General features: G+C 71.6%; 19 protein-coding genes. 4 read left to right on the forward strand and 15 right to left on the reverse strand.

Translation table 11 applies throughout. The features are described 5' to 3' along the window. Position 1 precedes the first annotated feature (1 nt). From ABZ532_RS08595 to ABZ532_RS08610, 4 genes are all read right to left on the reverse strand, one after another. Positions 2–2,875: an NHLP bacteriocin export ABC transporter permease/ATPase subunit gene (locus tag ABZ532_RS08595; protein WP_361280788.1), complete on the reverse strand. Its 2,874-nt coding sequence runs from the start codon at positions 2,873–2,875 to the stop codon at positions 2–4. Between the two features lie 61 nt (positions 2,876–2,936). Then, positions 2,937–5,165 (reverse strand): NHLP family bacteriocin export ABC transporter peptidase/permease/ATPase subunit, encoded by a 2,229-nt coding sequence (locus tag ABZ532_RS08600; RefSeq protein WP_361280508.1) that lies wholly within the window; start codon positions 5,163–5,165, stop codon positions 2,937–2,939. Continuing rightward, positions 5,162–6,010 (reverse strand): HlyD family efflux transporter periplasmic adaptor subunit, encoded by an 849-nt coding sequence (locus ABZ532_RS08605; RefSeq protein ID WP_361280509.1) that lies wholly within the window; start codon positions 6,008–6,010, stop codon positions 5,162–5,164. Before ABZ532_RS08605 ends, ABZ532_RS08600 begins: the two co-directional genes overlap by 4 nt. Before the next feature lie 112 nt (positions 6,011–6,122). Then, the gene (locus ABZ532_RS08610; RefSeq protein ID WP_361280789.1) at positions 6,123–6,350 is read right to left on the reverse strand and encodes a type A2 lantipeptide; all 228 of its coding nucleotides are present in this window, start codon (positions 6,348–6,350) and stop codon (positions 6,123–6,125) included. 622 nt (positions 6,351–6,972) lie between these two features. Between ABZ532_RS08610 and ABZ532_RS08615 the strand changes: the two genes are divergently transcribed. Then, entirely contained in the window at positions 6,973–8,172 is a 1,200-nt protein-coding gene (locus ABZ532_RS08615; RefSeq protein ID WP_361280510.1) for an alpha/beta fold hydrolase, read from the forward strand. 71 nt (positions 8,173–8,243) lie between these two features. On the opposite strand, the gene ABZ532_RS08620 is transcribed toward ABZ532_RS08615, so the two are convergent. The 4 genes from ABZ532_RS08620 to ABZ532_RS08635 all read right to left on the reverse strand — a co-directional run bounded on the left by ABZ532_RS08620 (position 8,244) and on the right by ABZ532_RS08635 (position 12,025). Then, entirely contained in the window at positions 8,244–9,917 is a 1,674-nt protein-coding gene (locus tag ABZ532_RS08620; protein ID WP_361280511.1) for a sigma-70 family RNA polymerase sigma factor, read from the reverse strand. A gap of 11 nt (positions 9,918–9,928) precedes the next feature. Next, a complete protein-coding gene (locus ABZ532_RS08625) occupies positions 9,929–10,420 on the reverse strand; it encodes an NUDIX hydrolase (protein ID WP_361280790.1) in 492 nt (163 codons plus the stop codon). 292 nt (positions 10,421–10,712) lie between these two features. Next, positions 10,713–11,534, reverse strand: a complete 822-nt coding sequence (locus ABZ532_RS08630; RefSeq protein WP_361280513.1) for a metallophosphoesterase — start codon at positions 11,532–11,534, stop codon at positions 10,713–10,715. A gap of 143 nt (positions 11,535–11,677) precedes the next feature. Further along, positions 11,678–12,025, reverse strand: coding sequence for a hypothetical protein (locus tag ABZ532_RS08635; RefSeq protein WP_361280792.1), 348 nt, complete (start codon positions 12,023–12,025; stop codon positions 11,678–11,680). Between the two features lie 418 nt (positions 12,026–12,443). Between ABZ532_RS08635 and ABZ532_RS08640 the strand changes: the two genes are divergently transcribed. From ABZ532_RS08640 to ABZ532_RS08650, 3 genes are all read left to right on the forward strand, one after another. After that, a complete protein-coding gene (locus tag ABZ532_RS08640) occupies positions 12,444–13,304 on the forward strand; it encodes a helix-turn-helix transcriptional regulator (protein WP_361280514.1) in 861 nt (286 codons plus the stop codon). Further along, complete coding sequence (locus tag ABZ532_RS08645; RefSeq protein WP_361280515.1) at positions 13,305–13,541, forward strand: DUF397 domain-containing protein; 237 nt, start codon at positions 13,305–13,307, stop codon at positions 13,539–13,541. A gap of 160 nt (positions 13,542–13,701) precedes the next feature. After that, on the forward strand, positions 13,702–14,511 hold the full coding sequence (locus tag ABZ532_RS08650) for an SAM-dependent methyltransferase (protein ID WP_361280516.1): 810 nt from the start codon (positions 13,702–13,704) through the stop codon (positions 14,509–14,511). 30 nt (positions 14,512–14,541) lie between these two features. On the opposite strand, the gene ABZ532_RS08655 is transcribed toward ABZ532_RS08650, so the two are convergent. The 7 genes from ABZ532_RS08655 to ABZ532_RS08685 all read right to left on the reverse strand — a co-directional run bounded on the left by ABZ532_RS08655 (position 14,542) and on the right by ABZ532_RS08685 (position 20,277). Then, positions 14,542–16,122 carry a glycosyltransferase 87 family protein gene (locus tag ABZ532_RS08655; RefSeq protein ID WP_361280517.1) on the reverse strand — a complete coding sequence of 527 codons (1,581 nt, stop codon included), beginning with the start codon at positions 16,120–16,122 and terminating at the stop codon, positions 14,542–14,544. A gap of 93 nt (positions 16,123–16,215) precedes the next feature. Further along, positions 16,216–16,725: a DUF664 domain-containing protein gene (locus tag ABZ532_RS08660; RefSeq protein WP_361280518.1), complete on the reverse strand. Its 510-nt coding sequence runs from the start codon at positions 16,723–16,725 to the stop codon at positions 16,216–16,218. After that, entirely contained in the window at positions 16,722–17,462 is a 741-nt protein-coding gene (locus ABZ532_RS08665; RefSeq protein WP_361280519.1) for a class I SAM-dependent methyltransferase, read from the reverse strand. The genes ABZ532_RS08660 and ABZ532_RS08665 overlap by 4 nt, the downstream gene beginning before the upstream one ends. Beyond that, a complete protein-coding gene (locus ABZ532_RS08670) occupies positions 17,459–18,094 on the reverse strand; it encodes a DUF2064 domain-containing protein (RefSeq protein WP_361280520.1) in 636 nt (211 codons plus the stop codon). Before ABZ532_RS08670 ends, ABZ532_RS08665 begins: the two co-directional genes overlap by 4 nt. Next, on the reverse strand, positions 18,091–18,840 hold the full coding sequence (locus ABZ532_RS08675; RefSeq protein WP_361280522.1) for a glycosyltransferase family 2 protein: 750 nt from the start codon (positions 18,838–18,840) through the stop codon (positions 18,091–18,093). Before ABZ532_RS08675 ends, ABZ532_RS08670 begins: the two co-directional genes overlap by 4 nt. Continuing rightward, the gene (locus ABZ532_RS08680; protein WP_361280523.1) at positions 18,837–19,901 is read right to left on the reverse strand and encodes an NAD-dependent epimerase/dehydratase family protein; all 1,065 of its coding nucleotides are present in this window, start codon (positions 19,899–19,901) and stop codon (positions 18,837–18,839) included. The genes ABZ532_RS08675 and ABZ532_RS08680 overlap by 4 nt, the downstream gene beginning before the upstream one ends. 187 nt (positions 19,902–20,088) lie before the next feature. Then, positions 20,089–20,277: a hypothetical protein gene (locus tag ABZ532_RS08685; protein WP_361280524.1), complete on the reverse strand. Its 189-nt coding sequence runs from the start codon at positions 20,275–20,277 to the stop codon at positions 20,089–20,091. Positions 20,278–20,322 lie beyond the last annotated feature (45 nt).

The raw sequence follows: 20,322 nt of genomic DNA on the forward strand, positions 1-20,322 counted from the left end.
CTCATATCAGCTGCCGTCGCACCAACTCGTGCAGCCGCCCGCCCGTGTCCGCCAGCAGGGCCGCGGGCGGGCCCTCCTGGACCACGCGTCCTTCCGACATCACGACGACGCGGTCCGCGTCCAGCACCGTCGACAGCCGGTGGGCGATCACCACACGCGTGGCGTGCAGGGCGCGGGTGCTTTCGGTGACGGTGCGCTGGGTCGCGTTGTCCAGCGCGCTCGTCGCCTCGTCGAAGAAGAGGATGCGCGGGCGGCGGATCAGCGCCTGGGCGATCATCAGCCGCTGGCGCTGGCCACCGGACACGGCGCCCGATCCGGCGATCATGGTCTGCATGCCCATGGGCATACGGCGGATGTCCTCGCCGAGGCCGGCCATCTCGGCCGCCTCCCAGGCCTCTTGCTGGGTGAACGGTTCCGCCCCGCAGATGCAGTCCATGATCGAGCCGGTGAACGGCTGGGCGTTCTGGAGGACCACTCCGCACTGGCGGCGCACTGCCGCCTGGTCGAGGGCGGCGAGGTCCTGGCCGTCGTACAGGACGCTGCCCGACTCCGGCTTGTCGAAGCCGATGAGCAGCCGCAGCAGGGTGGACTTTCCGCAGCCGCTGGGGCCGACGATCGCGACGAACTCACCCGGGCGGACCGACAGCGAGACGTCGTCGAGCACAAGCGGGCCGTCGTCGCTGTAGCGGAAGGACAGTGCGCGGGTCTCGATCGCCCCGGACAGGTCCCCGGGCCGGGTGCTGGCTCCGCGCACCTCCGGAGCCTCCTCCAGGACCGGCTTGATCTGCGCGAACATCGGGAGCACGGCCGCCGCCGACACCAGCGCGCCCGTCAGCTGAGTCACCGAGGTCAGCATCATCGTCACGGCCGTGTGGAAGGTGAGGAAGTCACCCGCGGACAGGCTCCCCCGCGCAGGGCCCGCGAGCAACATGAACATGATGAGCGCGGCGAGCGGCAGATAGACGGCGTCCAGCACCGTGGTCAGGGTCCGGATCCGCCCCGCCCGCCGCTGGAGTTCACGGCTCCGTGCGAACTGCCGCGCCCACGCCGCGTACGCGAAGCTCTCGGCCGCCGCGACCCGGAGCTTGGGGAGCCCTCGCAGGGTCTGGAACGCCTGGTTGTTGAGTTTGTTGTTCAGCTCGACCAGGCGCCGCTGCCAGCGCAACTGCCACAGCCCGAGGCCCAGGAACACCAGGCCGATGACGAGCAGCATCCCGATCGCCGCGAGCGCCAGGGGGACGCTGTAGACGAGCAGCAGCACCATGTTCATCGTCCCGACGGTGCACGCCTGCACCACGACCGGCCCCACACCCGACAGCAGCCGCCGGATCGCGCTGATGCCCAGGGCGGCGCTGGCGAGCTCTCCGGTCGAGCGCTCGGCGAAGAACCGCGTCGGCAGCCTCAGCAGCCGGTCCCATACGGCGGGCTGGAGTGTGCTCTCGATGCGGCCCTCCATCCGCAGGAGGGTGAGGTTCTGGAGCAGCATGAACGCGGCCGAGACCAGGCCCGCGACCATCACGGCCACTGAGACCTGCACGATCAGGCTGGTCTCGGCCCTGGGCACGTACTCGCCGAGTACCTTCCCGGTGGCGATCGGGACCAGCGCGCCCAGGGTGACCGTCACCAGACCGGCGATGGCCAGGGCACCGAGGTCGGGGCGGGTGCCGTGGAGGCTGAACCGCAGCAGCCGCCAGACGTTCACGGGCCGTTCGGGCAGCGGCCGGTGGAACATGACGGCGCGCGGCTCGAACTCCTCCGCGCTGTCCCCGTCGACACGCATCCGGCTGCCCGTAGCCGGATTGACCGCCTGGTAGCCGCCGCGGCGCCAGAGCAGTGCGACCGGCGCGCCGGACTTGGCCCGGTGCCCCACGAGCGGGCCACAGTTCTCCCGCCACCAGCGGCCGTCGAGCCGGACCGTACGGGCCCGGACCCGGGACGCGAGCGCGAAGCGTTCGACGGGTCCGGTGCGGTCGGACGCCGTGGAAGGGGCCGGGGAGTCGGATGGCCCGGCCTCGGGCAGGGCGATGCCCGTCGCGGCGGCTACCAGCCGGCACACGGCGTACGCGGCGTCGTCGGAGACACCCTGTCCCGCGCGTGCCGCCGATGTGCCGCGGGAGCGCCCGATGGAGGCCAGGAGGGCCTGGTCGGCGCCCTGCCGGACGGCCTCGCCCGCCTTCATGCCCGCCGCCGCACGATCCTCGTGAGCGCGTTCCAACCGCTCGATCCAGCCGTCCAGCGCCGACAGCAGGCGGTACTGCTGGTTGACCATCTGCTGCCACAGAGCGCCGTCGACAAGCAGGTCGGCGGTGGCATCGGTGCTGTATTCAGCCCCGTACCGCACGCTGCCGGGGAAGACCGGCAGCCACAGCACGTCCTCGTCGCCGACCGACGACTCGTCGTCCGTCGTCCGTCCGTCGAGCGGCGCTTCGAACAGCACGCGCTGGCCGCGGCCCACGCCGAGCGCGAAGGCGTGCTCCAGCAGGCTGAGCGTGCCGTCCTGGCTGTCGTACTGGCTGCGGTACTGCTGCTCGTACCCGCCGTACCCGCCGTACCCGCCGTACCCGCCGTACGCTCCGGGCTCCGCGTACTCCTGCGCCGGGTACAGCTCCCGCAGCGGGATCCGGCGCAGTACGCAGCCCTGGGACGGCCTGCCCACCAGAGTGTGCCGGGGGCCTTCGACGGGGCCGAGGAGCAGTGTGCCCCGCTCCAGACGGCCCAGGAAGTGCCAGTGCCCCTGCTGGGCGGCGTCCACGGCGAACAGGTCGAGCGAGCCGCCCATGACGAGCCACAGCACCTGCGGCCCTTCCAGCGACAGGCTGCGCAGTCCGTCGCAGTCGACCGGTGTGCCGAGTGCGCCGAGTGCTGTCAGGACCATGTCGTCCGGATGGGCTGAAATGCCCTGCTGGACGGGTCCGCCGGGCTGAGTGGGGATCACCTCAGTGCTCCTTGACCAGGTCGGCGTACGCGCCACCGCGTGCGACCAGCTCCTCGTGGCGGCCACGCTCCACCACCACGCCATGGTCGAGCACCACGATCTCGTCGCTGTCGCGCACCGTGCTCAGCCGGTGGGCGATCACCACACAGGCGCAGCCGCGCCGCCGCAGATTGTCGATGATGAGCTGTTCGGTCTCCGCGTCCAGAGCGCTGGTCACCTCGTCGAGCACCAGCACGCTGGGCCGGCGCACGAGCGCGCGGGCGATCTCCAGTCGCTGGCGCTGCCCGCCGGAGAAGTTGCGCCCGTCCTGCTCGACCCGCCCGTGGATGCCGCCGGGCCGCCGCGAGACCACGTCGTACAGCGCCGCGTCCCTGAGCGCTTCGGCCACCGCGTCGTCGGGGATCGAGGGGTCCCAGAGCGCGACGTTGTCGCGGACCGTTCCTTCGAAGAGGAAGACATCCTGGTCCACGAAGGACACCGAGGCGGCGAGGGCCCCGCGCGGGATCTCGTCCAGGCGCCGGCCGTCGATCCGGATGGTCCCCTCCCAAGGGCTGTACAGACCGGCGATCAGCCGCGAGACCGTCGACTTGCCACTGCCCGAGCCGCCGACGAGAGCGACCTGCTGCCCGGGCCCGACCGCGAGCGAGAAACCGGTGAGCAGGGGCTTGTCGAGCGGGCTGTAGCCGAAGGTGACGTCGTCCAGCGTGACGTGACCCAGCAGTCTGCGGGTGCTCGCGGGGGGTTCGGGACGGGTGTAGAGGCTGTCCGCGGGGAAGTTCTCCACGTCCTTGAGCCGCGCAACGTCGGCGGCGAAGTCCTGGATCCGGCCCGCCATGCCGTTCAGCCGGGTGATCGGCGCGGTGAACCGGGTCACCAGCGCCTGGAAGGCGACGAGCAGACCGATCGAGATATGGCCCTCCACGGCGCGCAGTCCGCCGATCCACAGGATGAGCGCGCTGTTGAGCGTCGCGAGGGTCGGCGCCACGACGGCCAGTGCCGCACTGGGCACGCCGAGCCGCTGCTGTTCCTCCAGCGTCACGGCGTGCTGGCCGGCCCAGCGCCGGAAGTAGCCCGCTTCGCCACCGGTGGCCTTCAGGGTCTCGATCATCTGGATACCGGTGTACGAGGTGTTGGTGAGCCGGGCGCTGTCGGCGCGGAGCTTCTGCGTACGGGTCGCCCGCATCCGTACGACCACCCGCATCGCGACCACGTTGAGCAGGGCGATCAGCACACCCACGACCGTGAGCTGAGGGTCGTACGTCCACAGCAGCAGCGCGTAGAGGACCACCACGATCCCGTCGACGCCGAAAGCCGTGAGGTCCCTGGCCAGGGTCTCGGCCACCGTGTCGTTGGACTGGAGCCGCTGCACCAGATCGGCGGGGCTGCGCTGGGCGAAGAACGTCACGGGCAGCCGCAGCAGATGGCGGAGGAAGCGGGCACCGCTCAGCGTCGACGAGATGATCCGGCCGCGCAGCAGATTTGCCTGCTGGAGACCGGTGAGCACGGCGGTCAGCGCCACCATCGACGCCATGGCGGCGAACAGGACACCGAGCAGCGAGGTCTGGCGTCCCACCAGGAAGAGGTCGATGTACGTACGGCTCAGCGCGGGCAGCGCCGAGCCGACCGCGACGAGCAGCAGGCTGGCCAGCAGCGCGGCGACCATGGTGCCTGTGGTCCCGCGCAGCCGTGCGGGGACGGAACGCAGCACTCCGGGCCGCCTGCCGCCCTCGCGGAAGTCCCTGCCGGGCTCGAAGACCAGCACGACGCCCGTGAAGCTGGTGTCGAAGTCCTCCATCGGCACGAAGCGGCGGCCCTTGTCGGGGTCGTTGATGTGCACACCACGGCGGCCGAGGCGGTGGCCGATGCCGTCGTGGACGACATAGTGGTTGAACTCCCAGAAGAGGATGGCGGGCGGGCGGACCCCGGCCAGCGCGGCGGGCTCCATCTGCATGCCCTTCGCCTGGAGGCCGTAGCTGCGGGCCGCCTTGAGGATGTTGCTGGCGCGGGAGCCGTCCCGGGACACCCCGCAGGCGATACGCAGTTCCTCGAGCGGGACGTGTCGGCCGTAGTGGGCCAGGACCATGGCGAGTGCGGCGGCTCCGCACTCGACGGCCTCCATCTGGAGCACGGTGGGGGTGCGGACGGGCTTCTGCCTGCGCGGTGCGGGCGGGGCGGGCCTCGCGCGACGGCGGCCGTGGCCGCTCGTGCGCGGTGGTGATGTCCGGGTCATGGCAGCAGCCAGTCGATCGGGTGCTGGTCGGCCAGGTGCACGGCCCCCGTGACCAGGGTCATGGAGTCGAGTGCGTGCGCGGGGCCGTCCTGTGAGGACCAGCGGTAGCCCGACGGGGTGCCGGCGGACGGTTCGAGGCGCACCAGGACGGCGAGCGGACGCCCCTGCCGGGAGAACTGCTCGCCGAGTTGGTCGTCGCCGAGGAAACCGGCGATCTGCCGACGGGTCTGGGAATTCCGGCCGACCGCCTCGATCCGTCCGCGCAGTACCCCGTACCGCTGTGCGGGCACGGACTGCACGGTCAGGTCGACACGGGCGCCGAGAGGGACCGCCGAGCCGTTGTCGGCGGGCATGTAGAGCATCGCGCGCAACGGGGCGGCGGCCTTGTCGACGCGTTCCACGACCGCCACGTCGGCACCGGTGGTGACGACGGCACCGATGCCGACGGAGAGTGCGGTGACCCGGCCCGCGGCGAGGGTGCGGATGACTGTGTCCTTCGTCGCGTCCGGCTCCCCGTCCGCCTCCGGCGTCCCGTCGGACGGTGTTGTTCGCACCTTCAGCAGCGGAGCGCCGGCCGGGAGTCGCTTGCCCTCCTGGGCGAGCACCTCGGTGACCTGCCCGCCAACCGGACTCTGGAGGACATAACTGCCCTGCGCATGCGTGAGAATCCCGGGTGCGCTGACAGTGGACGAAACGGAACCCTTTACCGTCCAGATGCCCGAAGCGACCATCGCGACAATGGTGACGCTGAGGACGAGCCAGCCCTGTGGACGGGCGAATCGGACCGGGAGATCGATTTCCTCGGGCGATTGCAGCTTGGAAAGTGCCTTCTGGCGGAACTGCACGGGACTCTTCCCTCGCGTGCACAAGTGCAAGTCGGAAACGGGTCGGGAATGTTGCGGGAAAACTGCGGCAAGCCCCGGAACGTAAACGGTTCCGGGGCCCACACTGACCGGCTCAGAGACCGGCGACCAGGCCCGTGACGGCGCCGGTGTTGAGGCCGGTGGCGCCCTCGACGGTGCCGACGGCCGTGCCGAGGAGGCCGGAGACCGGGGCGACAGAGTCGAGGGTGGAGGTCACGTTGCCCGCGACACCGGTGACAACGGCGCTGTGCAGGCCGCCGGACACGTTGTCGAGGTCGGCGTCGGAGATCTCCGCGGTCTCAACCTGGGGGGTGAAGTCCATGATCGAGTTTCCCTTCATGTGGATATTTCTTAAAGGACGCGGCCGGGCCCCGCCGGGAAATGCACCGACCGCTTCCGCGAGCGTGTGTGCCTCGGATACCCGATTCATCGAGAACCCTCGGTGTCACTCTTGCGGTGCGCTGGATCAAAGCACGTGGAGACGCTGTGCAGCCAATCCGGCAACGGTTCTTGAGCCCTTGGTCGGTCACGGAATTAAATCCGCGTGCAGGCGTGTCCACGTGTTGGTGGCGAGATCTGCACAAGCTTCACGGGCCGAATTCTTCTCAGGGCGGCTGGGGGTGGTGCGCCGAATCGGACACTCCCGCCCCAATGGCCAGTCAAGGCGCCAAGCGGCCCGCGCGCGCTGAGCGGCACTCAGCTCCCCTGCATTGGTTGAGTGTTCAATGTGTAGGTTTACGGAAGATGCCGTTCCGGTCTGAGCGCAGCCCTGGGTTCGCCCGTGTCGCGGACGTGCCCCGCATGCGCCACCGGGGTGCGCGCGCTCCGGAGCGCGACCCGGTTGGCCCCGTGCACGGCGCGCCTCGGGCATGTGGCCCGCGACCGGTGAAGGATCGGCCGAGAGGCGGTCCGGTGCCGTCTCCCGTCCCGGCCTGAGGATCCGCATGCACCTCTTCGACGACCCGCTGTTCCAGATGCACGCCGAGCGGGCGCTGATGCTGATCGCGCGCGGCGGCGCCGAGTACGGCGAGTGCGCCACCACGGCCGGCCATATCCGCGCCGGCGACCGGGAATCCTGGTACCGCGCCTGGTCGGCCACCGCGTCCCGGGTGGCCGCCGCGGCCGAGCACAGCGCGGAGCGGGGCCACCGGGTGAGCGCGGCCGGCGGGTTCTGGCGGGCCACCACCTACAACCGCATGTCCTACCAGCCGCTGTTCGGCTCACCCGTGGACCCGCTGCTCGAGGCCGCGTTCAAGCGGGAGCGCGAGTGCTTCAGCCGGTACGCCGCGCTGGCGTCCCGGCCCGTCGAGCTGGTCGAGGTCCCGTTCGAGGGCACCACGCTGCCGGGATGTCTCTGCCTGCCCGACGACGACCGGGGCGTCGCGCGTCCGACGCTGGTCGGCGTCAACGGCTACGACTCCAACATCCACGAGATGTACTGGGCCCATGCCCTGCCCGCGGTGCGCCGCGGCTATGCCTGCCTTCTCGTGGACGGTCCGGGCCAGGGGCGGGCGCTGGTGCAGCAGGGGCTGCGGATGCGGCCGGACTGGGAGACCGTGCTGCGCCCGGTCATCGACTACGCGACCGGCAGGCCGGAGATCGACGCCGGACGTATCGCCGTCATGGGGTGGAGCTTCGGGGGCTATCTCGCTCCACGCGGGGTGTCGGGCGATGACCGGGTCGCCGCGCTGATCGCCGACCCCGGGCTCTACGACCCCGTCGACGTGCTCCCCCTGCCGCCCGCGCTCAGGGACCAGTTGCCCGACATCGGCCCAGAGGCCCTGGACGAGTACCTTGCCCCCGTCGCCGACGACCCGGTCATGCGCTGGCGGATGGTCCAGCGGGCCCTGTGGGTGCACGGGCTCGACTCGCTGGGCGCGTACGTCATCGAGATGGACCGCTACCGGCTGTCCGGGGTCGCCGGTCGCATCACCTGCCCGACTCTCGTCATCGCGAACGACGACGACCCGCTGTCCGTCCAGGCCGAGCCGCTGCTCGACGCCCTGGGCGGCCCCCGGACACTCTTGCGCTTCCGGGCCGAGGACGGAGCACGGGGGCACTGCCAGGGGTGGAACCGCTCGCTGTTCGACCAGCGGGCGTTCGACTGGCTGGATGTCACCCTGCGGGGCGGGGAGAACTCATGAGTCCCTGTGCCGCCGGAGGGGACGGGGGTCCGCCATGAGCGGCCCCCCGTCCGCGAGCCGCGCCGGTCAGGTCAGAGCTGTGAGCCGAACGCCTGCGTCCACCAGGGCCCGCCGGACCCGTTGTGGATGCCCACGCCCAGCTCCTTGAAGGAGCAGTTCAGTATGTTGGCGCGGTGTCCTGAGCTGTTCATCCAGGAGTCCATCACCGACTCGGGGCTCTGCTGGCCGCGTGCGATGTTCTCGCCGTAGGTGCTCCAGCGGTAGCCGGCGTCGGTGATCCGGTCGCCGGGGTCCTCGCCGTCCGGGTTGGTGTGGTCGAAGAAGCCGCGGTCGGCCATGTCGTCGGAGTGGTTCGTGGCTGCTGAGGCGAGCTGGCCGTTGTTGCTCACGGGACCACAGCCCGCCTTGGCGCGCTCGGCGTTGACCAGCGCGATGACCCGCTCGGCGGTGCTGCCTCCGGTGGCCGGCTGAGGGTCCGGTTCCGGGGCCTTCGGGGCGGGCTTCGGCTGGGACTTGGGCCGCACCGGGCTCGGCTTCGGCGACGGCTTCGCCGAGGACTTGCTCGGGCTCGGCTTGGGGCTCGGGGAGGCCGAGGCGGAAGGCGTCGGGGAGGAGGACGGGCTCTCGGAGGCCGAGGGGAGCAACGGGGCGGCCGGGGCCGCGGCCGTCGAAGGCTCCACCACCTCACGATCGGGGCCGTTCAGCATGCTGACCGCTCCACCACCGGCGACCAGGACGGCGACACCGGCCGCCACGACCGTGGCACGGCGCCGACGGCTCGCCCGCTCCAGCCTTGCCTGGGTCCGGGAGGAGGGGGCGGAGGAAGCACCGTCCGAGTGGTCGCCCCTGCGACCGGCTGCCCGGGCAGGGGCCGCGTGTGCGGAGGCCGTGGTGACGAGGCCGGGCGCGGCGATGGTGTCGGCGGCGTGTGCGGAGGCCGTGGCGACAAAGCCCGGCGCGGCGAGTTTGCCCGCGAGCAAGGCCGCCACCGGGATGAGTCCGAGCCCCACGAGCAGGCCCTCGGCGGGCACGAGATTCGACCAGTGGCCCGCGCAGACCGTGCAGTCGCGGGCATGGCGGGCGATGCGCTTGCGCCAGAGGGCCGAGGGTATGCCGTCCCAGGAGGCGACTATCGGCTCCAGCAGCACACAGCGCGGGTTGGCGTCGAGTGCCCGCACCACCACGCGCGCGGCCTCGAGCTGGGCCTTCATCCGCTGTACGCGCACCGCGGTGTGCTGGGGCGTCAGCTCCATGGCCTCGGCGACCTCGCCGCGCGAGAGCTCTCCCGCGGCCTCGAGCCACCACAGGGACAGCAGGGCGCGGTCGTCCTCGTCCAGCCAGCGGGTGGCCTCGGCGGTCTCCCGGCGCTGGCCGGAGAGCCCGAGGCGAAGGATGGTCAGATCGACGAAGTCGGCCCCCGGGTCGACGTCGTCGTGTGCGTCGCCCAGGCCGTCACCGGTGGGTATCGCCTCCGAACGGCGTTCCCGCCAGTGGCCGCGTATCTGGTTCATGGTGATGGCGACCAGCCAGCTGCGGAAGCTCTCCGGGCTGCGCAGCCCGTCCAGGCCGCCGAGGACGCGGATCATGGTCTCCTGCACCACGTCGTCCACATCCGCGTGGCCGTTGAGGGCCCGGCCGGCGATGTTGTAGACCAGTGGAAGGTACTCGGCGACGAGCCGGTCCTGCGCCTGCTGGTCTCCGGCCTGCGCTGCCTTGACCATCCGGGCTTCGCGTTCGCTGCTCACGCTGTGTCCACTCACTTCCTGGGCTCGGGCCTGTTTCGTCCGTCACAGGGGAGACGCCCTGCCTCCGCTCCGATAACAGAAATCGGATAGGAGTACGTATGAACCCTCGGAAGTGTTAGATCTGGACGCCAGGCCCGCAGCACTCCGGCCGACGGTACGAAGAGTCCGCCTGGAATATCCCCGATGTCCTCGGGTTGGTGCCACTGCCACCGCACGATCTTGTCCGGCTCCGTGACCCGGGGTTCGCCGCCGGTATTCCGGACCAGGCCCGCGGCCGAGATCCGGGGGATGCCCTGTTCGCCGTCCAGGACGACGGCGATGACCGACACCTCGTCCTCGGCGACCTGAAGTGACGTCTCCTCCGCCAGTTCGCGTGCGCCCGCCTGCTCGAAGCTCTCCCCGGGGTCGACCTTCCCTCCGGGGAGCTCCCAGCGGCCGTCGTGCCCGAGGCCGAGCAGGATCCGGCCGTCCGGATCGACCACGATCATGCCGATGCCGGTCATCCCGTTGGGGGTGGGAAAGGCGCGGGCGGGGCGCTGGGCCCCGCCCGCCTCGCCGGACGGCGTGGAACTGCTGGCGAAATCGGGCACCTTGGACCTTTCGTGCGTATCGCTCCGCACCCGGCCAGGGGCGGCGGTGCCCGATCGTACGGGGAGGTACCGGCAGCCGCTGTGACGTAGTCGGCAGTCGGCGTCCCCGGGGCGCCACCAGGTCCCGCCATGTCATCGGCAGGTCGGCGCAGGCGTCAGGTGAGGTACGTGTCAGGTCGGCACACGTGTCAGGTCAGGACACGCGTCAGGTCAGGACACGCGTCGGCTGTGCCGGGCCCCCGCTCCGGGGCTGCCACTCACGGGGGTAGCCCACCGACACCTCGTGGAACGGCACCCCGTCGTGCTCGGTCGTGCGGGGGATGTGCAGGTGCCCGTAGACCATCGCCCGTGCCCGGTGGTCGAGGTGCCAGTCGGCCGTCTGCTCCGTACCGCACCACAGCGCGAACTCCGGATACCGCAGCACCCGGGTCGGCTCGCGGACCAGCGGATAGTGGTTGACCAGCACCGTGGGCAGCTCCGGGGGGATCTCCGCCAGTCGTGACCGGGTCAGCTCCAGCCGGGCCCGGCACCACGCGTCCCGGCTGGGGTAGGGGTCGGGGTGCAGGAAGCGCTCGTCGGTGCAGACGACATGGGCGCGGCGTGCCTGGTCCAGTGCCTCGTCCCGGGTGGTCGTCCCGTCCGGGCGGAAGGTGTAGTCGTACAGCAGGAAGAGCGGTGCGACGGCGACCGGCTGCCCGTCATCGCCCGTCCAGACGGGATACGGGTCCTCGGGCGTGTGCACGCCGAGTCCACGGCACAGATCCACGAGCAGTTCGTAGCGCTCCACGCCCCGGGCCTGCACCGGGTCGGCGGGCACGGTCCACAGCTCGTGGTTGCCGGGCGCCCAGACGACTTCGGCGAACCGCTCACGCAGCAGCGCCAGCGCCCATTCCACGTCCGACACCAGGTCGCCGACGTCTCCCGCGACCAGGAGCCAGTCGTCATCGGATTCCGGACGCAGGCTGTCGACGTGCTTGCGGTTCTCCGGATGGTTGACATGCAGATCGCTGATGGCGAGCAGAGACAAGGTGACCCCCGTGTGTGGACGGTTTGCCGGACATCCCGGGGATCCTTCCACCCGTAGCGGCAACTGTCCTTACCCGTCACCCGGTTGCCGCAGAGCGGCGAGCGCCGCTCAAGGACCTGTCGGGTGCGGTGCCGGGCCGGGGCTCAGACTTCCTGTGCGCTTCGGGGTTCGTAGCGGGACCACGCGGGCGCTATTCCCGTGATCTGGCACACCATCAGATAGAGCGGGATCGGCGGGGTGTAGGGACTGGCGTCCACCGGCCAGTGGATCAGGCGCGCGGACGGCGTCGGCACGCGGGCGCCACGGGAGTAGTAGGAGGGTAGCGGCCAGGTCAGCTCCAGGTCGGAGCCCTCGGGCACGATCCACCACCACCAGTCGGTGTCCGAGAACACGCAGCCCGTGTGCGGCAGTCGCGTGAGCATTCGCGCTGCGTGCCGTGCGGGAATTCCCACCGCGTCGCAGCCCAGCGAGGCCGACAGCTCCGCGGGGATGTCGAGGTGTCCCTCGTGTGCCCCATCGGGCCCTTCAAGGCCCCTGTTCCTGCCGCGGGTTCCGCGGCTGCCCCGGGCTTCGCGGGCGGCTGGCCCGTGCCCCCGGAGAGGGGCCGGCTGCTCGAACCCGGAGCGGCCGAATCGGCGGACGGCCGACGGTGAAGCGAAGGGGGCGGCGAGCTGTGGGCTGAGCGCGTTACCAGGTGCCACGACCAATCCTTCACGGTGGGGAAACGGTGCCGTCACGCCTCTCCCCGGGCAGAGCGCGGCAGCCTCGTGAACTGGTTCAGTGAGCCACTCTCCTCCGGAAGATGACACTTGGCAAGGGGCACTATGAAAATTGCAGAGTGGCCGGTTCTGGGATGCGGTCTCATGGCACACTCGTCTCCGTCGAGAACGGGGCGCAGGGGAGGTCGTAGTGAGTGAGCCGCGGTCCGCCCCCACCGTGGGTCAGGTCGTGCTGGGCAAGCGGCTCCAGGAGCTGCGGCAGCGAGCGGGACTGAGGCGCGAAGAGGCAGCCAAGGTGCTCCATGTCGCTCCCGCCACCATCCGCCGGATGGAGCTGGCCGAGGTCGCGCTGAAGATCCCGTACGTACAACTGCTGCTGCGGGCCTATGGGGTCGAGGACGAGGAGGCCGAGAACTTCCTCCGGCTCGCCGAGGACGCCAACAGGCCCGGCTGGTGGCAGCGTTACCACGATGTGCTGCCGAACTGGTTCAGCATGTACGTCAGTCTGGAAGGGGCCGCGAGCCTGATCCGGGCCTATGAACCCCACTTCGTCCCCGGACTGCTCCAGACCCGGGAGTACGCCCATGACGTCATGCGCAGCGGAGCCCTCGGCGCCACCAGCGCCGAGGACGTCGAACGTCATGTCACGCTGCGGATGGAGAGGCAGGCCCTGCTCACCAGGGCCGACGCGCCCAGATTCTGGGTGGTCATGGACGAGACCGTGCTGAGGCGGCCGGTGGGCGGCGCCCAGGTGATGCGGGATCAGCTGGACCGGCTTCTCGAAGCCACCGAACTGCCCAATGTCACCCTCCAGCTGGCCGAGTTCGCGACCGGGCCGCACCCCGGTACCTACGGGCCCTTCGTGCTCTTCCGGTTCGCGATGCCCGAGCTGCCCGACATGGTCTACAGCGAGTACCTGACCGGCGCGGTCTACCTCGACGCGCGCCCCGAGGTGGCGTCCCACCTCGAGGTCATGGACCGCATGGCGGCCCAGGCCGCCACCGCACAACGCACGAAGGACATCCTCAGGGCTGTCCGCAAGGAGCTGTGAATGGATCGCATATACAACGGCATGCCCGCCCGGGAGCTCGGCTCGGAAGGCTGGCACAAGCCGTGGAGCGGTGGCAACGGCGGCAACTGCTTCGAGGCCATGAAGCTGGCCGACGGCAGGGTGGCCGTGCGCCAGTCCGCCGATCCTGACGGCCCCGCGCTCATCTACACCCACGGCGAGATCGCCGCGTTCATCCAGGGGGCGAAGTCCGGGCAGGCGGATTTCCTCCTCAGATGAACTGACCCTGTCGCACTGGCCTGCCCTGATCCGGCAGCCGGCTGGGGCCGACCGGGCGGCTGATCCGCCCCGTCGGCCTGATGCCTGCTCAACTGCCTGCGGATTGCGTACAGTTCCGTTCGTCCCTCTGTCACTGTCCGCTGACTCCAGGAGATGCCAGATGACCGGGCAAGACCCCGCCGTCGTACGGATCGACACCAGCAAGCCGCACCCCGCCCGGATGTACGACTGGTTCCTCGGAGGGAAGGACAACTACCCGGTGGACGAGGAGATGGCCCGGCAGCTCCTCGCGCTCGAGCCGCGCGGACGGGACATGGCGCGAGTCAACCGCGCCTTCATGCACCGCGCCACGCACTGGCTCGGTGATACCGGCATCCGCCAGTACCTGGACATCGGCACCGGCATCCCCACCGAGCCCAATCTGCACCAGATAGCCCAGCGGGTCGCCCCGGATTCCCGTGTCGTCTACTGCGACAACGACCCGATCGTGCTGGCCCATGCCGAGGCGCTGCTGCGCAGCTCTCCCGAGGGCGCCACCGATTACATCCAGGCCGACGCCCGCGACCCCGGGACCATCCTGGAGGCGGCGGGCAAGGTCCTCGACTTCTCCCGGCCGGTCGCCCTGTCGATGCTCGCGCTGCTGCACTTCGTGGACGACGAGGACGGGGCGTACGAACTGGTGGAGCGGCTGGTCGCCCGGCTGGCGCCCGGCAGCTACCTGGTGCTGTCACACACCACGGGGGACTTCGACCCCGAGAAGGCCGTGCAGGCCCGCGCGATGTACTCGGCGCGCGGACTCACCCTGCGGCTCCGCTCCCGCGAGGAGTTCGCCCGGTTCTTCAACGGGCTCGAACTGGTCGGGCCCGGCGTCTCGCTGACCGCCGACTGGCACCCTGAGCTCGGTGAGGCCGTCGCGGTCACGGGCGACGAACCGATCCCGGGCTACGCGGGCGTGGCCCGCGTCGGCTGACGGCCTCCGCCAACCACTCGCTGCGACCCGTCACGGGGCCGATCCCTCGGAAGAAGTCGCGGATGACCTCTTCGAGTCCGGCCCCGTCGGCGGACGCGGGGCGACGGGCGCGGAAACCGTGCCGGAGTGAGCACCAGCACCCGGTTCAGCGGGCGCCCCGGACTCGGTGTCCTGGTGCTCGCGAGCTCCACCGACCCGGAGGGCGACCGCCTTGTCCCGGGCCCGCTCACGCAGGACCGCTCCGGCCAGGACCACGCAGGCCGCGATCCCGTACGCCGTCGCGCTGATCACGAACCCGCTGCCGTCCCACTGGCCCATGACGTACTTGACGGCTCCCGCCAGGGCCACCGCAAGCCATTCCCACCGCCCGTCCAGAGCCACCAACGCGACCAGCAGCAGTGCGTACCACGAGTACGAAGGCGTCAGCAGCAGGAACGCCGTGCCGGTCACGAACAGCGCGCCGCTCCAAGGCCGTTGCGGGTCGCCGCGCAGCAGGACACGCACCACCGCGCAGAGCACCCCCGCCGCCATCGCCCAGGTCACCCAGCCGTCCGGCAGCACCAGCCGCAACAGGGCGTACCTGCTGCCGGCGGAGGCGTCGTCGTACCCCTCCTCCTCGACGTAGCCGCCCAGGTAGCCGAGGACCGAACCACGGGAGAGCAGGATGTACGGCAGGTAGACCAGCCCCATGACGACCCCCGCGGGCACCAGCACCGTGGCCGCGTCACGCCAGCGGCGCACGCCCGCCAGGGCACCGGGCAGCAGCACGGCGGGGATCAGCTTCGTCGCGGCGGCCGCGCCCAGCAGCGCGCCCCCGGTGGTCCGGCGGCGCACCACGGCGGCGAGCCCGGCTACTCCGAGCAGCACACCCAGGACATCGGCGTGGGCGTTGTTGACCGCTTCGAGTGGGACGACCGGGCACCATGCCCAGTAGGCGGCATACCGGAGATCCGCTCCCCGCCGCCGCAGCACCAGCAGCAGCACGCCCGTCACACCCACCGAGAGCAGCGCGCCACCTGTCTGGAGCGGCTTGTGGCGGGCGCGGCCGTCGTCCGGCGACAGGGCGTGCACCAGCAGGAAGTACCCCTCGGCCAGCGGCGGGTAGATCGTCGGCACACCCGGCCGGTTGATCCGCGTGCAGTGCACCTGAGCGCTCCCGGAGGACCGCTCGCCCTGTTCCCCGGGAGTGGCGATCCGGGCCCGCTCGGGGCCCTCGCACCCGGGGCCCGTCGGGAAGAGCCAGCCGTCGCGGAGTCCGGCCAGCGCCGGGTCGGCGGGCACATGGTCGTATGGCGAGACACCGGATGCCTGGACCCGGCCGTCCCAGGCGTAGCGGTACATGTCGGAGCTGGTGCGCGGGGGAGCGAGCAGGCCGGTCGCCGCGACGATCACCGAGCCGCCGAGCACCAGCGCAGCAACCCGGCGCACCGGGACCCCGCGCAGGCACCGCACCGCCGCCGCGAAGAGCAGCCAGCAGGCTCCGTACCAGCACGCCAGGCCGACCGGGTCCGAGTAGTAGCGGTCTCCCCGGACGGTCAGGGCGAGCACGGTGGCGAGGGCGGTGAGGGCCAGGACGGCCCCAGGCGTGGCGAAGGTGCGCGGGTTGATCACCCGTTCAGCGTGTCAGCCGGAGCGGCCCCGTGCCGCACGTCGGGCACCACCGTCAGCGATCCGTAAGGTCCGGGGCAATCGAGGGCCGGGCGGTCAGCGTCGCTCGAGCGCGCCCCGGACGAAGGCCGCCTGGCCCGCGTGCTGGAGGCCGTCGGCGATGACGCTCACCAGCCGGACGCCCAGGCTCACCGGCGGTGACCACGCCTCGTCCACGATCCGGTTCAGGGCCGCGCCTTTGAGCCCGCCGACGAACGCCAGCGTCTGCGTGTGCACGGCGTCGAAGTAGCCGAGCAGCAGCCCGGCGGAGTCCACCCGGACCTGGGCGACCTCTCGGCTGGAGTGACCGTAGCCGGTCTCGCGCTCGTGGAACGGGAGCTGGAACCGCTCGGCCCAGCCCTGCGCCGGCCACACCTGCTCCCGCCCGGCCGCGTCGGCGATGTGGTCGTCCTGGATCCGGGTGAGGTGCCACACCAGCCAGGCGATGCTGTTGGCACCGGGATCGAGCCGGGCGTGCAGCTCGTCCGCCGAGAGACCCTCGACCGCTTCGTGTACCGCCTCCTGGACGCGCCCGAAGGCGTCCACCAGCACCTCTCCCGTGTTCACACGACGAGTGAACCGTGTGCTCGGATCCGGCGGGCGACGACACCACGGGACAGACACACGAACGTACGCCCCCCGGCCGTCCACCGCTGCGGCCGACCCCACCCGGTCGCCACCGCGTGGCCGATGAGCGCCGACGGCCCCACCCGGGCCCAGGGGAACGGAGTGCCGAGCCCCCCACTGCCGTCGACCACCCGGACATCGACGCACTCGTCCACCTCCACCGGTGCGGCCTCGGCTATCAGCAGACCGTCGGAGGAGACGAGTTCGGCGACACGGGACAGCAGCGCGCGTGGGTCGCCCCCGATGCCCGTGTTGCCGTCGATCAGCAGCGCCGTACCCCAACTGCCCTCCTGCGGGAGGGGTTCGAAGACCGAGCGGCACAGCGCGCTGCCACCCGAGCCGACCGTGCGGGCGACCGCGGCCGGGCTGACGTCCACACCGAGCGTGGGCCGGCCCCGCTCCGCCAGTGCGGCGACCAGCCGGCCGGGGCCGCAGCCGATGTCCAGCACGGGGCCGCGGCAGCGTTCGAGCACCGTGCGATCGGCCTCGTCGGCCGGAGCGCACCACCGCTCGACGTCCAGAGGCAGCAGCCAGCCGTCCGGACGGCGCAGGAACAGCGGCCCGCACCCGGTGCGCAGGGCGTCCGCGTACGGATCGGCCCGCCATGCCGCCAGGGAGCCCGCCGCAGTGTTCTCGCCAGCCGCAGCGCTTTCCGTCGCTTCCGTCGTGAGGCTCATCGTGCCCCCGCTCCCGCTCGGAGGCGTGCCAGCCGCCGGACTTCCGCGGCGAACCGGGTGTCCGGAGCGCCATCGGCCACCAGCGCCGCGTCCCGGGGTGTGTCCACGTCCGTCAGCCGGGGGAGTTCCCGTACCGAGAGCCCCGCCTCCTCCAACCGCAGCCGCTGTACGGCCCCGGTGCGCGCCACGGACATCGGCACCCCGGCGACCAGGTCCGGATCGGGCTCGGCCAGCCCGAGTGCCCAGAAGCCGCCGTCGTCCGCAGGACCGAACACCGCCCGACCGGGGGCGAGTCGCAGCCCGTCCGCCAGCATCCCGGGTGTGACCTGGGGAGTGTCCATCCCGATCAGCAGGGCTGGTCCCGAGCAGCCGGCGAACGCGGCGGCGAGCCGCATGTCCAGGCTGCCCGCCGCCTGCGCTACGACCTCGATTCCGGGCGGCAGCCAGCGGCCGGGGGCGCCGTCGAGCACCAGCACCCTGCGCCCTGCGGGGGTGGCCCGGACGGTCTCCAGCGTGTCGATGAGCGCCGCCTCGGCCAGCGCCGCCGCTTCCCGCGGTGTGTACAGGGATGTCAGCCGGGTCTTCACCCGGCCGGGCACGGGTTCCTTGGCCATCACCAGCAGAGTGGTCATGAGACGCTCCGCACCGCGGGCAGGAGCGGTGGCGCCGAGAGCACCTGCCGCATGTCGTGCACCGCCTGCCAGGTGCCCCGCCACGTGCCGGTCACCTTCGACGCGCCCACACGGCGCAGATACGGCACATCCGCTTCCTCGACCCGCCAGCCGGCGTCCGCCGCGCGGACGACCATCTCGAGCGGATAGCCGCAGCGTCTGTCGTTGAGCTTCAGGCCCAGCAGGTCGGAGCGGCGCGCGGCCCGCATCGGTCCGAGGTCGTGCAGCCGAAGTCCGGTGCGGCGGTGCAGCATCCGCGCCAGCGCCGCGTTCCCGGCACGTGCGTGCAGTGGCCACGCCCCGCTCTCCCGGGGCCGTCGGCGGCCGAGCACCAGGTCCGCTTCCCCGTCCGCGACCCGCCGCACCAGTCCCGGCAGCAGCCCGGGGTCGAGGGACGCGTCACAGTCGCAGAAGCACACGAACTCGGCGCTCGTGGCGCGCAGTCCGGCATCGCAGGCGGCGCCGAATCCGCGCCTCGCCTCGGTGACGACGGTCGCCCCGAGGCCCCGGGCGATATCCGCCGACCCGTCCGTGGAACCGTTGTCGACGACGACGGCCCGCCAGCCCCGGGGGATCCGCGCCAGCACCCAGGGAAGCGCCTCGGCCTCGTCCAGACAGGGCAGCACAACGTCGGCGACGGCATTCCCGGCACTCGTGCCGCCGATGGTGTTCACGCCGTTCAGGACGTGCTTGTTCGCGACGCTCATGCCGCCGCACCCCGCAGACCCGCCGCCGCGAACTCCGCCATGCCCTCCGTGAAGCCGACGGCCGGACGCCACCCCAGGTCGGCCATCAGGCGCCGCGAGTCGGCGGTGATGTGCCGTACGTCGCCGAGCCGGAACTCCCCGGTCACCACCGGCGCCGGCCCGCCGTACGCCGCGGCCAGCTCGGCCGCCATCTCGCCGACCGTGTGCGGGGTACCGCTGCCGGTGTTGTAGGCGGTGACGCTGCCCGGCGCTCGGCCCGCGAGCGCTTCCAGCGCCACCGTGCCGGCCGCCGCGACATCGCCGACGTGGATGAAGTCGCGGCGCTGGCCCCCGTCTTCGAAGACCCTCGGAGCCTCGCCCCGCTCCAGCGCCGAACGGAAGTAGGAGGCCACTCCGGCGTACGGGGTGTCCCGGGGCATCCCCGGGCCGTACACATTGTGGTAGCGCAGGGACGTGACCCTGCCGCCGGTCGCCCGCGCCCAGGACGCCGCCAGATGCTCCTGGGCGAGCTTCGTCGTGGCGTACACACTGCGCGGGTCGGTGGCGGCGTCCTCGTCGACCAGGCCCGGTGTCAGTTCCCGGCCGCAGCTGGGGCAGTCGGGCTCGAAGCGGCCCGCCTCCAGCGCGGCGAGGGGTCGTGGTCGCGGGCGGACCGTGCCGTGCGAAGGGCAGTCGTAGCGGCCCTCGCCGTAGACCACCATCGAGCCGGCCAGCACCAGATCGCGGATCCCGGCCCGCGCCATCGCCGCGAGCAGCACCGCCGTGCCCTGGTCGTTGCAGGAGACGTAGGCGGGGGCGTCCTCGAAGTCCTTTCCGAGACCCACCATCGACGCCTGGTGGCAGACCGCGTCGACACCGCGCAGCGCGAGGTCGACCGCCTCGCGGTCGCGGAGGTCGGCGTGGATGGCGCCGGGCACCCGACCGGGGGACGACGGGGGAGGACCGGGGTGCGCCGCGGGCAGCAGGGCATCGAGGACGACCGGATCGTGGCCGTGTGCGGCGAGGGCGGCCACGATGTACGTGCCGATGAATCCCGCGCCTCCAGTGACAAGAACTCGCATGCCGCCGACGCTACGGCGAGGATCACGATCTGCCCCCGCCCACGGCCACGGCGTCACAGGTCCGTAAGGACTGGCCCGCCACCTGCCGGCACACCACGCCACGCCTCGCACGGTCCGCCGTGACCTCGACGACCCGGCACGGTCCGAGCCCGCCGGGGCACACCCGAGGCGGGGTGGGGAGGAGCGCTCAGCACGGGCCCTTGTCCTGGCCCGTACCGCACACCGGTCCGGGGTTGTCCTCGATGATGGAGACGAGGAAGACAAGCCAGACGACGAGGGCGAGCACGGTGCCGACGCGCCAGAGCGTCTCGATCCGGCGCTTGGAGCGCTCGTCGCGCTCGTGGAGGTCGTCGCGGTTCTCGTAGTCGCTGCTCACACTGCACCCCTGCGCCCTCGTCCAGGAGTTGCCGCCTTCGCACAG

This window comes from Streptomyces sp. NPDC019396 (genome assembly GCF_040632375.1).
GTDB lineage: Bacteria > Actinomycetota > Actinomycetes > Streptomycetales > Streptomycetaceae > Streptomyces.